Here is a 12,865-nt window from a genome sequence, read left to right on the forward strand (position 1 = left end):
GGGCGCCGCGTTCTGAGGCGCGCAAACGACGCCGACCGGCTAAGTCGTCAAGGCGACGAGCGCATCCCGGTCGAGAAGCCGAACGATCCGCTGCGACTTGCCGGCAAGACGAATGATGCGTTTTTCCCGAAGCTTCGTGAAAGAGCGGGCAACCGTCTCGACCGTCAGCCCGAGATAGTCGGCGATATCGCTACGAGACATCATCATATCGAATTCCGAATCCTCCGGATGGCTGTCAGCCATCTCCTGAACGAAAGCCGCCAGGCGCTTCAAGGCGCTTTGTTCGCTGATGATGAGTTGTTTGCATTGCGCCTTTGCCAGATTGGTCAGGGCAATGTGCAAAAGATCGATGGGGACGACCGCGACCTGATTGGTGGGAAACGGCCGCACCCGCGTTTCGCAGATGGCCTCCGCAAAATCGGTTCGGACCTTGCCGTTTTCGAGCCCGAACCATTCACCCTTGCCGCAGAAGGATAAGATGTGCCGGTGGCCATTCGCTGTCAGGCGGTAAATTCGCACGGCACCCGTTTCGACCTGATAGATCGCGAGGGCGTATTCCCCTTCGCTATAGATCGTTTCATCGGCGCTGAGTTTGATCGACTGATCTTTGGCTGTCGCGGAAACGGATCCATTGCGGTGGCCGGGCACCGTTGTGTATTTTCCGATCGCGTAATCCTGAAACATGTGCGTCGTCCCCCATCCGCGTCCAGCATAAGCAGTCTTCGCGCGCCTCGGTATTCGAGATACCCCTTACGTATTGCTACGGAAGCACGCGGACGCAGAAGAGTGTATAAAGCTATCGCCCCTTGAGAGTGATACGGCGGTATCGCGGGAGGTCTATATGGCACCGGAAGAAGGAGGGGGCAGCAAGGCGCGTCAAGACTCGGAAAGCATTCGCGCGCAGCTCGATCGTATACTCGCAAGCCCGGAATTTCTTGCACCTGAACGCGGGCGCCGCTTCCTGCAATATATCGTCGAAGAGACGCTTGAAGAGCACGGCGAACAGCTCAAGGCCTTTGCGATCGCACAGGCGGTATTCGGCCGCGATGCCTCCTTCGATGCCCAGAACGATCCGGTTGTCCGTATCGAAGCCGGGCGAATCCGTCGCGCCCTCGAACGATATTATCTCGTCTGCGGACGCAACGACCCGATACAAATCACCATTCCCAAAGGGGGTTATGCTCCGCATTTTTCGAGCAATGAAGACACCTCGAACCTGGGGGCCGCCGATGCACCAAATCGTACGAACGAGCACCGTCAACCGGGTCATGAACATGGTCAGCCCAGGCATGAGCGACCAATCAGCTATCGCGATCTTCTCTTGCCGATCGGTATTCCCGCCCTCTTCGGCGCAATCGCGGTACTCGCCCTCATCCGCCCGCTCGAATCCTACCTCTCACCACCCAAGACACCGCCGACACCTGCCGCCTCGACATCGAAGAGCAAGACCAGGATCGTCGTCGAACCCCTCGTGGCCCTCGGCGGCAGCGCGCGCGGGGCGGATTTTGCCAAGGGACTGGTCGATCAGCTGATCGCCAAGCTCATGAAGGTGGACAGTCTTGTCGTGCTTGCTCCTGGTCGATCCGGCATGGAGACGACCGGCATGTTGTTCACTCTTCAGGGCAGCACCCTTGTCGAAGGCGCGATCCTGCATCTGCATGTCCGCCTGGTCGACGGCGCCGACGGCGCGGTCATCTGGGCAAATCAATATGAACGCGAGCTGCGCGATCAAACCATTCTCGATGTCGAGGATGAACTTGCCGCTCAAGTCATTGTAGAAATTTCAAGTAGCCGCAAACTGAGCGGCGCAGCGCCGCTTCCGTAGCCGCATTGCCAGCGAACGTGTTTCCGATCGCCGGCGACCGTCCAATCGGCATGGTTGCTGGCACCAAAACGCGTCGCATCAAACTTGATTCATGCGACATGCTTTGGCTCTTCGTTTTGATCCATGTCGTTATCCCGGAACTACTGCACACTTCCGGGCGAAATGCATTATCCTCCCGACGGCAGCTCAACGGGGATGCCTGCGGCGCGCAGTCCGGCAAAAACCCTTTCCTGATCCTCCGGGCGCTGCAAGCGTAGGGAAATCTCCTGACGGATATTCGTCATCAATGCCGGCGCGTTGGCAAGGATCCAATCCTGTTCCAGCTTGGCCTCGGCCATCTTGCCGGCAGCCCCGAGAATGGACAGCAGGGCAAGGTGGCGTATGGGATTGCAGTCGAGATCGGATATTCGCGACCATTGTTCTGCCGCTTCGAAATCGCCCCGCATAAAGGCGCACATCGCCATGCCACCCGCATAATAGCCTCTCGGGCCGGCATTTTTGTCGATCGCGATCGATACCAACTCGCAGCCTGATTGCCATTTTCCGGACATCGCCAAACGCAAGCCGTACTCGCCTGCAACTTCTACATCGTCAGGATTTGCAGCATAGGCCGCCGTTCCAGCTGCCAGTGCTTTGTCGATATCTCCCCGGAAGAAATTCACCAGCATAACGGCGCGGAGCACGCGGGTATTGTCCGGCGCGAGCGATGCCGCCCGTTGTGCCGAAGCATTTGCCAATTCGAGAGGTTCGGCCGAAGGTGGGGTGCCGAGCCTGTAGCGAAATCGCACTTCGTCAAGATAGACGAGGGACAAGAGCGCCCAGGACGTAGCATTATCAGGGTTACGCTGAGTTGCTTGTCGCAGGCACTCGCGCACAACACTATGGTTTTGCGCAGTCATCGTCTGCAGATAGCTATCATAGGCTGGGGTACAGGCTTCAGCATCCTGGTCTGCTTTTAGCGCCGACCGGGCGATTATCGCCGGTTCGGCCTGAAAGATCGCGCCATGAGGCTGCGCTATCGCACCGGCGATTTGCCGGGCGACATTTGCTTGAATTCCAAGCTTGTTTTGCGCGCGAAAATCGGCATCGAAATTATCGGCCCAGATGACGACCCCGTCTGTTTGGCGCACCAGCCTGGCGACCGAACGCAACCTGCTGCCGTCCATCTGGATGTTGCCTTGAAGCGCGTAGTCGGCGGCAGCGGCACGATCGCCCGTTGACGGATGGGAGACGACGATGACCTCATCGAGCTGAGCAAGCTGGCCGATAATATCGTCCCGCAGGCCGCGGGCGATATCCGCCCTGGAATCAACGGAGCTGCTTTCGGCGAAAACCTCGACGGCAACGGTCGGCACGGGGGCTGCTGGCGGCGGCGTGCGCACTGGGACACCTCCGACAATAAAAAGTGCAGACACCAGCGCGAGGAGAAGAAGAACGAAGATGGCCGGCAGACCGATCCCGCGGCCGCGACCCGCCGGTAGCGTCGGTGCGAGCACCTCCGGAAGCGGATGAGCTTGCTGCGCAAGGTATGCGATTCGAGCATTTTCCGGCTCGTTCTGCGGCGGCGGCGGCGCATCGCGGAGATATTCGAAATGCGGCACATAGCCGCCTTTCGGCACAGTGACAATGACGTCGTCCGTCTGGCCGGCGACAAGATAATATCGTTCCAGGGCCTTTCGTATTCGGCCTGCCTCGATCCGCACGACCGGATCATTCTGCGGGTCGAATGACGCTTCCCGACCGAAAACCACATTTGCGATAGTAAAGGCCTTCAGGAAGCCCGATCGACCAGCGAGCGTCTCACTGACGACAAACTCCAAAAAATTGCGCGCACGCTTCGGCGCGTGAAATTCTTCACTTGCAAGAATTCGCTCGACTTGTCGGCAGATTTCCTCAGCCGTCGGTCCAAGACTGCTGAATACATCGATATTTGTTGCGTTTCTCATGATCGCCCCTACGATTAGATCACGCAATTATTTAAGCACTTTCTAAATCATCATATCGCAGGAGCTTCCACTTGCAAGCATCGTTTTCGAAATTATCGGGCGCAGGCTGGCCACGCGTTGATCGCCGGGATCCGGGCGGTGTCGGTTGGCTGCTCAACTGCATCTATGGCGATGGTCATGCGCATGAGTTCTGCAAGATTGCGAGCCCCCATCTTGGCCATCACGTTGGCGCGGTGGACCTCAACCGTGCGCGAGCTGATGCCGAGATGATAGGCGATCATTTTGTTCTGCAAGCCATCCAGCACGCCGGTCAGAACCTGATGTTCGCGGTCCGTGAGCTGACGAACGCGTGCTGCGACACTTTCGCAATCGGCAACCGCGCGACCCGGCCTCCTTTGCCCGATTGCCAGATTGATCGCTGCGATTAGTGCCCCCTCCCCGACAGGTTTTTCTAGGAAATCCGCCGCCCCCGCCTTCATCGCCCGAACGGCTGCGGCGACGTCGCCCTGGCCGGTAATGACGATCGCCGGAACCTCCATGTTGAACCGGCGCAGGTGCTGGAGCAGGTCGATGCCGTCGACATCGGGCATGCGCAGATCCGTCACAAGGCAGCCTCTGCCCGAAAAAGGGAGAAGATCCAGAAATTGTTTTGCGCAGCTATGCGCCCGCACGGCAAAACCTGCCGACACCAGCAGAAACGTCAAAGATCGTCGCAACGCTTCCTCGTCATCGACGAGATGAATCGTAAGGTCGTTCGCCATCGGTTTCGGTCTCCACCAGCGGAAGCGAGAAGGAGAAGATTGAACCGCTCTCCGTTCTTCGACGCGCGCTTATGCGGCCTCCATGCGCTTCGATAATGCGCTTGGACAATGCCAAGCCCATCCCAAGGCCATGCGGTTTGCCGGTCACGAAGGGTCGAAACAACGACTCTTCCATCTCGGCCGCAATCCCGCAGCCATTGTCGGACACCTCAACAACGAGATGCGAGGAATTGTCTATTATTGTCCTGATCACGATCGAGGGTTGCTTGACACACTCCGTCGCCTCCAGGGCGTTGCGAACCAGGTTCGTGAGCACCTGCACGATCTGAACGCGGCTTCCAAGAACTGTGTCCTGAACCGCTTCGAGCCGAAGGTCGGTATGAAGATCCTTACGCCGCGACCCAATGAGCGCCAGCCTTGTCGCCCTATGGATCAGCTCGTGCATCGCCTCCAGTTTCGTCTCGGACGCACCACGTTCCGCGAATTCCCTGACGTTCTGGACGATACTTCCTGCCCAGAGCGCGTGCTCCGTAATTTCCGACAGCGCTTGGCGAAGCTCTTTATCGCTCTGGCGACGTTTGCTCATGACAAGGCGCCCGCACCCCTCGGAATAAGCTGCGATAGACGATAGCGGCTGGGAAAGTTCATGGACGAGAGTGGATGCCATCTCTCCCAATTCAGTCATTCGTGCAAGACGGGCAATCTGATGCTGCAGCTCCTGAACTTGCTCCAGGGTTTCGCGCTCGGTTCGAAAGTCCTCGAAAATCGCCGCCGTGAAGGCGCCTGTTTCGTCATGCTTGCGAATAATTGTAAGGGCGGCCGGAAATTGAATTCCGCTCTTGGTGGTCACCAGACCGGAGCGTACCGCCCCGTGGTCTGCCCAGCGTCCATTCAGTCTTACATTCGGTGTCGAGCGCCAGACAAAACCGATCTTCTGGCCGATCATCTCGCGCTCTTCATAACCGAACATCGCGACCGCAGCCTCGTTGCAGGCTGAAATTGCATGAGAATCACCGATAAAAAACACAGCGTCCGGCATGTGTTCGTGGAGTTGCCGGATCCAGTCCATTCGCAGCCCGCTGTTTTTATCACGCAAGGCACCCATCGTTTTGCGTGGCTGCGCTTGCGATATGCCGGGTGGGACTTTTCCTGGCTCGACTACGACGGTGGAACCGACTTCGGCGACGACGCGCGGCGCCTCCATCTTGATCGGCATGATGGTCTCCTCCGCCCCTTGAGAATTTGGCCCCGTGGACCGTCTTTTATCCTCCAGAATGGGCTCACGATACCATCATTGGGTGGGTAAGCCGTGTAGTATCGCGTAGTCTCTATTGTTCTTCTCTCGCGAACACTCGCGCAACTTCATAGCCGACGTCCTTCGTCGCCATTGATCCGGCTCAATGCTTCCGCGTCGTTGTTCCACTATCGTGAAAAATCCATAGGAGTGGCGCCCGTGGCACGCGGGAAGTCTTGGTGGGCCGGATTCACAGCCTCGTATCCGGCTGACGCAGTGGATCATTTGCTGGCGGACACTTAGGAGGGTTCGGTGATGTGGCGATTGCCCGTCGAAGCTCCGTTCGAACAGGATGTAGAGCTCGCCGTCATCGACGACGAAGGCGTCCACGCCCTGGTTTTTCCCTGCCAGCGTCGCCCCGATGGCTGGATCAACGCCGTAACCGGCGAAGCGCTCGACATTCATCCTACCCACTGGCGCCTATGGCAAATCCATCGATGCGATGTTTCGGGTCTCCAATGAACCCAGAGCCTCCGCCGGTGAAGGGGCTGCAACATAATGTGCCACGGATTGTCTGCGATCAATGACACGAGTGAGGGGGCCGAAATAATCTGATTTTCGAAGAACGGGCGGCGCGGCCGCGGTCCGGAAGACCGGAAGGAGGACCAGATGCGTGGTTTCGGGGTTCACTCGGAGGTCGGGAAATTAAGAACCGTCATGGTGTGCGGACCGTCTCTGGCTCATCAGCGCCTGACGCCTGCCAACTGCCATGATCTGCTTTTCGACGATGTCCTGTGGGTGCATGAGGCTCAGAAAGATCACTTTGATTTCGTGCTGAAGATGCAGGAACGGGGCGTTGAAGTTCTTGAGCTCCACGACCTGCTTGGCCAGACGCTTACCAACAAGCAGGCGCGCGATTTCGTATTGGACCGCCGCATCACCCCGAATGTGCTCGGCTCGCAGATCGCCGAAGCGATGCGGCCATGGCTTGACGAAATGCCGCCAGCGCAGCTCGCCGCATTCATGATCGGCGGCATCGCAATCTCCGATCTGCCCGAGGTCAAGGCGAAGTCGCTGATGCTCAGCGCCCTGCCGGAGACGGATTTCGTCATCCCGCCGATCCCGAATACGCTGTTTCAGCGCGATCCGTCGTGCTGGATCTACGGCGGCGTGACCTGCAACCCGATGTTCTGGCCGGCACGACGCGCCGAAACGCTGATCCAGCGTGCGATCTACAAGTTTCATCCGATCTTCCTCGGCGGCGGTTTCCAGATCTGGTGGGGCGATTCGGACCAGCCGTTCGCCAATGCCTCGATGGAGGGTGGCGACGTCATGCCGATCGGCAACGGCACCGTGCTGATCGGCATGGGCGAGCGTACGACCTACCAAGCCGTCGGCCAGGTGGCGCAGGCCCTGTTCCGCAGCAAGGCGGCAAAGAGGGTGATCGGCTGCCTAATGCCAAAAAGCCGGGCGGCAATGCACCTCGACACGGTTTTCAGCTTTTGCGATCGCGATGTCGTCACGCTGTTTGCCGAGGTCGTCGATCAGGTCCGCTGCTACAGCATGCACCCGAAGGACGACGACGGCACATTCGAGATTCACCCTGAAAATCGGCCGATGCTCGATGTCGTCGCCGAGGCGCTCGACCTGCCGCGATTGCGCACCGTCGAAACCGGCGGCAATTCCTACCAGGCCGAGCGCGAACAATGGGACGACGGCAACAACGTCGTCGCGCTCGAGCCTGGTGTCGTCGTCGCCTACGACCGCAACACTTACACGAATACGCTTCTGCGCAAGGCGGGAATCGAGGTCATCACCATTCGCGGCTCCGAACTCGGCCGCGGCCGTGGTGGTGGGCACTGTATGACGTGTCCCATCTGGCGCGACCCCGCTTACTGACGTTTCACACCCACGAACCAGACCGACGGAGCAAGACAATGAGCTTTAATCTGCGCAATCGCTCGCTTCTGACCGTGCAGGACTATACGCCGCGCGAATTCCGGTACCTCCTAGATCTCGCCCGAGATCTCAAGCGTGCCAAATATGCGCGCACCGAACAACAGCACCTCAAGGGCAAGGAGATCTGCCTGATCTTCGAGAAGACCTCGACGCGCACAAGATGCGCCTTCGAGGTCGCGTGCTCGGATCAAGGCGCCAACGTGACCTATCTCGATCCGTCCGGCTCGCAAATCGGCCACAAAGAATCTTTCAAGGACACGGCGCGCGTCCTTGGCCGCATGTATGACGCAATTGAATATCGCGGCTCTGCCCAGCAGGGCGTCGAGACGCTTGCGCGCTATGCCGGCGTGCCGGTCTATAACGGCCTGACTGACGAATATCATCCGACGCAGATGATCGCCGACGTGATGACGATGCGCGAGCACAGCGACAAGCCGATCGCCGACATCAAATATGCCTATGTGGGCGACACACGTTCGAACATGGGCCACTCGCTTCTTATCATTGGGTGCTTGCTCGGCATGGATGTGCGCATTTGCGGGCCCAAGTCGCTTTGGCCTTCCGATGAGTACATGATCATCGCCAAGGAGCTGCAGCAGAGGTCCGGGGCGCGCCTGCTGGTCACGGATGATCCCAACGAGGCAGTGCGGGGCGTCGACTTCGTTCACACCGACGTCTGGGTCTCCATGGGTGAACCGAAGGAGGTCTGGCGCGAACGCATCAAGCTGCTCACGCCTTATCAGGTCAACGAAGCCTTGATGAAGGCAACCGGAAATCGTCAAGCCAAATTCATGCATTGCCTGCCGGCCTTTCACGACACCGAGACCGTATTGGGCAAGCAGATCGCGGAAGATTACGGCATGAGCAACGGCCTTGAGGTCACCGACGACGTCTTCGAATCCGAGGCCAATGTCGCCTTCGAGCAGGCGGAAAATCGCCTGCATACGATCAAGGCCCTTCTTGTCGCTACATTGGGAGACTAGGGATGCGTATCGTTATAGCGTTGGGTGGCAATGCGCTTCTTCGGCGTGGGGAACCGATGACAGCCGACGCCCAGAGGCGGAATGCCCGCATCGCCGCTCAGGCGATTGCGCCGTTGGCGGCAGAGCACCAGATCGTCATAACACATGGCAACGGACCGCAGGTCGGGTTGCTTGCACTTCAGGGGGCGGCCTACAAGCCCGAGGAAGCCTATCCGCTCGATGTTCTCGGCGCCGAGACCGAAGGCATGATAGGTTACATGCTGGAGCAGGAGCTCGGCAATCTCCTGCCGTTCGAACAACCTCTGGCAACGCTTCTTACCATGGTGGAGGTTGATGCCGCCGATCCCGGTTTTGAGAATCCCACCAAATTCGTGGGTCCGGTCTACGAACAGGTCGAGGCGGACCGGATCCGTACCGAAAAGGGCTGGGTCTTCAAACAGGATGGCGAGAAGTGGCGGCGTGTCGTTGCCTCCCCGGCGCCGAAGCGCATCTTTGAGATTCGTCCGGTCCGCTGGCTTTTGGAGCAGAGTACGATCGTGATCTGCGCAGGCGGCGGCGGCATTCCGACGATGTACGAAAAGGGCGCCGAGCGAAAGCTGACCGGTGTCGAGGCGGTCATCGACAAGGACCTCTGCTCCGAACTCCTGGCCCGCGAGCTTTATGCCGATCTGCTGGTGATGGCAACCGACGCCGACGCAGTCTGCATCGACTGGGGCAAGCCGTCCCAGAAGGCGATCCATTTGGCTCGTCCTGATGACCTCAACCAGTTCTCCTTTCCTGCCGGCTCGATGGGCCCGAAGGTGGAAGCGGCCTGCCATTTCGCGCGTTCAAGCGGGAAGACGGCCGCTATCGGTTCGCTCGCCGATATTGCCGGGATGGTGCGCGCTGAGCGCGGGACAATTATTCATGACGGCTTTGCCCGCCTAACTTGGCACTGACCTTTCGATGCGGTTTATCCAGAGACGGCAGGGTGCGTGACAGCACCCGATGCCGTCCCTTTGTCTGTCGCTACACTGGCATTGCGCCTCTGCCAGACATAGACGGGGATGCCGAGCATCAGGAGCACGAGGCCATAAAGTACCGGTTCGGCGCCGGATCCATACAGGGTGAAGATCGCAAAGACAAAGGCGATAAGTTCGATCGTGCTTACCTTTGGCATTCGCCCTCGCGTCGCGCCAGCAACCAGAGTTCCAGCAAGCGCACAAAAAGCGTAGGGTACGACGGCGGCCATCGTGCTCAGCCCGACCATCAATCGATAGACTGCGGCAAAACCATCTGAACCAAGCGCCTGGACGAGCACCAGGATTGTTGCGAACGCGGCTGAGATGATCATGCCCCATGCCGGAACGCCGCGCTTCGAGAGTCGGGCAAAAAGCGGTGGGAACAGTCCGTCGCGGGCGGCTGCCATCGGCACCTGCCCCATCAGCAAGGTCCAACCATTGAGCGCACCGATCGAGGAGACTAGGACCGCGATCGAGATCACCAATTCGCCGGGACGCCCCCACATGATGCCCGCGGCTTGAGAGAAGGGCGCGACCGAATGGATAAGCTGCTCGCGCGGCACGAGGCCCATCACAACGACTGTGCCAAGCACGTAAAGGGCCGCAGCGATCGAGATGCCGATTACGGTTGACCGCGGAATGGTTCGTTCGGCGTTCTCGACATCGCCTGCCGGTACCGTCGCCGATTCAAGCCCCAGATAGGCAAACATGGTCAGCGGCGCCAGCGTCGCAAACGACTGCAACAGAGGCTGGCCGCTCGGGTTGAAATCGGAAAAATTCGAAGTGTCGATGAAGAGCAGGCCGATGATGGCGACGGCTCCGAAGGGGATGAGCTTGGCATAGGTCGTCACCTGCGCGAACAGACCTGCCGCATGGACGCCGCGAAGATTGACGAGCACGATCGCCCAGATAACGCCGAGCGTCAGCACGGTCGCCGTGAAGCGGTTGCCGAGGGCCGGGAAGAGGTCGATCATCACGCCGGTAAAGGCGATCGCGATCACGGGAAGCGACGTCCAGATGGAAATCCAATATCCCCAGGCAATCAGAAAGCCGGCGAAATCGCCATAGGCGATCTTCGTATAGGCATAGGGTCCGCCGACGGCGGGCACCAGGCTTGCCAGCCGCGCGAAGGTCAGGCCGAGGCAGATTGCCCCCGCACCCATGAGAATCCAGACAATGATCGCGAGATTGCCATAGGGCGCGACCGCAGCCGGCGAAAGATAAAAGCCCGACCCCACCATATTTCCGACCACGATGGCGGTGCAGGCACCAAGTCCAAGACTCTTGCCGTTTGGCGACGTTGTCATGCTCCGCTCCCTAGAGACGCCCTTTGTGAAGCCTAATTCAAATTGGACACCCGTTCCCAGACGCAATCTTCCTCCCAAAGAACGGACGCCGCAATCCGGTTCAATGCGTAGTCGGTGGGGGTCTTTCGAGCATCACGGTCAGGCCCGCGCGAGCAGGGGGATGCCGTTCTTTGAACAGCGTTGATCGTACGCAATGCCTGGCGCGGGTACATGCGCTATCCTGGGCAAGCAAACAACATTTCGATCTCGGGAGTTAGTGCGATGAAGATGGCCATGATCATTGGACTTGCCGTAGTGACTGCCGCCGCCGGAATTGCGCCGGTCGAGGCCCAGCAAACTAGGCGCGAATATCGCAGAATGAACTGGAGCGAGAATCTGCCTGAGGCGGTGCGAACCTATCACGACAGAAGATTCACGATCGTCAGCTATAGGACGGCCGATTTTTCCGAGACCGGCTCACACCCAACGCAGGGAAGCGAAGAGCATGTCAAAGCCATTCGAGATGCAATTCGCGCGAACAAATGGCTTACGGCCCAGCTCAAGACAAAGAAGCTCACCGCGAGCGATATCGAATGGGTTTCGCGAGCACGCAACGGCAATATGACATTCTATACAAAATGACCGCTATCTGAGCCGACCAGATCTATAAGCTGAGGCAGGCCGCGAGGCCGCCTCCACTGATAGGACAGTCGCCAGGCTGCCGTGGGCGACTGCGACTGGCAAGAGATGAAGGCAGACCCACCTGTTCACATCTCGTTTCACCTTCACGATCAGCATAAAACAGTTGCAATGAAGGCTGTCGAAGGCACGGCAATGATGTTAGGCGAGCGGGGATTTCTCAGGATCTCAATCGCAGCGACGGTGGTGGTCGCTACGCTGGGCGTGGTTTTCGGCATTCTTTCCGGATCGTTCTCCATCGCCTTCGACGGCGTTTATGCGCTGGCCGATGCGGCGATGACCGGGTTGGCGCTCTGGGTTTCCTCTCTGATCATACAATCAACGCAGAGCGACGCCCAATCGGGCAGAATCCGAAACCGTTTTACCATGGGCTTCTGGCACCTGGAGCCGATCGTGCTGATGCTCAACGGCTGCCTGCTGATGACAGTCGCCGTCTATGCGCTCATCAGCGCGATCATCAGCATCCTGAACGGCGGCCATGAATTGCAATTCGGCATGGCGATCGCTTATTCAGCGGCCACCCTGTTAGTCTGCGCCGTCATGGCTTTCCTCGGCATCAAGCTGAATGCCCGGGTCAAATCCGATTTCATCTCGCTCGACATCACGGCCTGGATCATGTCCGGCGGCATCGCGCTTGCCCTGCTAATTGCATTTCTGATGGGCATGGCCGTGCAGCCGACGCCGATCGCGTGGGTTGCCAGCTATGTGGACCCCGCCGTTCTGGCGCTGGTCTGCCTGGTCATGATCCCACTTCCGATCGGTACCGTCTGGAAGGCAATGACCGAAATCCTGCTGATAGCGCCCGTCGATCTCCAGGAGCATGTCGATCACGTCGCCACGGAAACCGTTCGTCGCCTCGGTTTTCTCTCTCATCGCGCCTATGTCGCCCGGATAGGCAGGGCGACGCAGATCGAGCTCTATTTCATCGTGCCCGAAGGACTACGTCCGAAGACCGTGGAGGAATGGGACGCACTCAGGGATGAGATAGGCGATGCAATCGGAGATGAGAGCGCCAATCGCTGGCTGACGATCGCCTTTACGGCCGATTCGGAATGGGCCGACTAATTCCGCGTCGGCCTTCACACAAAAATCGAAATGCTTTTGCCTCGCGTTGATTGCAATCAACGACGGAGCATTTTCCGTCCTGTACGATCCCGTCACCTGAGATGCG

The 12,865-nt window shown here is 58.8% G+C and carries 12 protein-coding genes; 7 read left to right on the plus strand and 5 right to left on the minus strand.

Going from position 1 to position 12,865, the window contains the following annotated elements; all coding sequences use genetic code 11:
* Positions 1-39 precede the first annotated feature (39 nt).
* A complete protein-coding gene (locus tag K6N12_RS13645; RefSeq protein ID WP_097628418.1) occupies positions 40-684 on the minus strand; it encodes a helix-turn-helix domain-containing protein in 645 nt (214 codons plus the stop codon).
* Between the two features lie 157 nt (positions 685-841).
* Here K6N12_RS13645 and K6N12_RS13650 point away from each other — a divergent pair, with 157 nt between their 5' ends.
* The gene (locus tag K6N12_RS13650; RefSeq protein WP_097628419.1) at positions 842-1,825 is read left to right on the plus strand and encodes a hypothetical protein; all 984 of its coding nucleotides are present in this window, start codon (positions 842-844) and stop codon (positions 1,823-1,825) included.
* A 167-nt stretch (positions 1,826-1,992) separates the two neighbouring features.
* Here K6N12_RS13650 and K6N12_RS13655 read toward each other — a convergent pair whose 3' ends face one another.
* From K6N12_RS13655 to K6N12_RS13665, 3 genes are all read right to left on the minus strand, one after another.
* Positions 1,993-3,771 carry a hypothetical protein gene (locus K6N12_RS13655; protein ID WP_222148828.1) on the minus strand — a complete coding sequence of 593 codons (1,779 nt, stop codon included), beginning with the start codon at positions 3,769-3,771 and terminating at the stop codon, positions 1,993-1,995.
* A 92-nt stretch (positions 3,772-3,863) separates the two neighbouring features.
* On the minus strand, positions 3,864-4,532 hold the full coding sequence (locus tag K6N12_RS13660) for a response regulator transcription factor (RefSeq protein WP_097628421.1): 669 nt from the start codon (positions 4,530-4,532) through the stop codon (positions 3,864-3,866).
* Positions 4,498-5,748 (minus strand): sensor histidine kinase, encoded by a 1,251-nt coding sequence (locus K6N12_RS13665; RefSeq protein WP_222148829.1) that lies wholly within the window; start codon positions 5,746-5,748, stop codon positions 4,498-4,500. Before K6N12_RS13665 ends, K6N12_RS13660 begins: the two co-directional genes overlap by 35 nt.
* A 333-nt stretch (positions 5,749-6,081) precedes the next feature.
* On the opposite strand from K6N12_RS13665, the gene K6N12_RS13670 reads away from it, so the two are divergent.
* The 4 genes from K6N12_RS13670 (at position 6,082) to arcC (ending at position 9,646) form a co-directional block, all read left to right on the plus strand.
* Positions 6,082-6,288, plus strand: coding sequence for a hypothetical protein (locus tag K6N12_RS13670; RefSeq protein WP_097628423.1), 207 nt, complete (start codon positions 6,082-6,084; stop codon positions 6,286-6,288).
* Positions 6,289-6,435: 147 nt separating this feature from the next.
* Positions 6,436-7,665 (plus strand): arginine deiminase, encoded by a 1,230-nt coding sequence (gene arcA, locus K6N12_RS13675; protein ID WP_097628424.1) that lies wholly within the window; start codon positions 6,436-6,438, stop codon positions 7,663-7,665.
* Between the two features lie 38 nt (positions 7,666-7,703).
* Entirely contained in the window at positions 7,704-8,708 is a 1,005-nt protein-coding gene (locus tag K6N12_RS13680; protein ID WP_097628425.1) for an ornithine carbamoyltransferase, read from the plus strand.
* Between the two features lie 2 nt (positions 8,709-8,710).
* Complete coding sequence (gene arcC, locus K6N12_RS13685; protein WP_097628426.1) at positions 8,711-9,646, plus strand: carbamate kinase; 936 nt, start codon at positions 8,711-8,713, stop codon at positions 9,644-9,646.
* A gap of 14 nt (positions 9,647-9,660) precedes the next feature.
* On the opposite strand, the gene K6N12_RS13690 is transcribed toward arcC, so the two are convergent.
* Positions 9,661-11,016, minus strand: coding sequence for an amino acid permease (locus K6N12_RS13690; RefSeq protein WP_097628427.1), 1,356 nt, complete (start codon positions 11,014-11,016; stop codon positions 9,661-9,663).
* A 261-nt stretch (positions 11,017-11,277) separates the two neighbouring features.
* Here K6N12_RS13690 and K6N12_RS13695 point away from each other — a divergent pair, with 261 nt between their 5' ends.
* A complete protein-coding gene (locus K6N12_RS13695; RefSeq protein WP_239619949.1) occupies positions 11,278-11,637 on the plus strand; it encodes a hypothetical protein in 360 nt (119 codons plus the stop codon).
* Positions 11,638-11,832: 195 nt separating this feature from the next.
* Positions 11,833-12,759 (plus strand): cation diffusion facilitator family transporter, encoded by a 927-nt coding sequence (locus K6N12_RS13700; protein ID WP_097628484.1) that lies wholly within the window; start codon positions 11,833-11,835, stop codon positions 12,757-12,759.
* Positions 12,760-12,865: the final 106 nt, after the last annotated feature.

This window comes from Rhizobium redzepovicii (assembly GCF_019793435.1).
GTDB lineage: Bacteria > Pseudomonadota > Alphaproteobacteria > Rhizobiales > Rhizobiaceae > Rhizobium > Rhizobium redzepovicii.

Bases quoted from the DNA above. Each gene is read 5' to 3' on its own strand.
- K6N12_RS13645 (WP_097628418.1), bottom strand. From the start codon at position 684: ATGTTTCAGGATTACGCGATCGGAAAATACACAACGGTGCCCGGCCAC.
- K6N12_RS13650 (WP_097628419.1), top strand. From the start codon at position 842: ATGGCACCGGAAGAAGGAGGGGGCAGCAAGGCGCGTCAAGACTCGGAA.
- K6N12_RS13655 (WP_222148828.1), bottom strand. From the start codon at position 3,771: ATGAGAAACGCAACAAATATCGATGTATTCAGCAGTCTTGGACCGACG.
- K6N12_RS13660 (WP_097628421.1), bottom strand. From the start codon at position 4,532: ATGGCGAACGACCTTACGATTCATCTCGTCGATGACGAGGAAGCGTTG.
- K6N12_RS13665 (WP_222148829.1), bottom strand. From the start codon at position 5,748: ATGCCGATCAAGATGGAGGCGCCGCGCGTCGTCGCCGAAGTCGGTTCC.
- K6N12_RS13670 (WP_097628423.1), top strand. From the start codon at position 6,082: ATGTGGCGATTGCCCGTCGAAGCTCCGTTCGAACAGGATGTAGAGCTC.
- arcA (WP_097628424.1), top strand. From the start codon at position 6,436: ATGCGTGGTTTCGGGGTTCACTCGGAGGTCGGGAAATTAAGAACCGTC.
- K6N12_RS13680 (WP_097628425.1), top strand. From the start codon at position 7,704: ATGAGCTTTAATCTGCGCAATCGCTCGCTTCTGACCGTGCAGGACTAT.
- arcC (WP_097628426.1), top strand. From the start codon at position 8,711: ATGCGTATCGTTATAGCGTTGGGTGGCAATGCGCTTCTTCGGCGTGGG.
- K6N12_RS13690 (WP_097628427.1), bottom strand. From the start codon at position 11,016: ATGACAACGTCGCCAAACGGCAAGAGTCTTGGACTTGGTGCCTGCACC.
- K6N12_RS13695 (WP_239619949.1), top strand. From the start codon at position 11,278: ATGAAGATGGCCATGATCATTGGACTTGCCGTAGTGACTGCCGCCGCC.
- K6N12_RS13700 (WP_097628484.1), top strand. From the start codon at position 11,833: ATGTTAGGCGAGCGGGGATTTCTCAGGATCTCAATCGCAGCGACGGTG.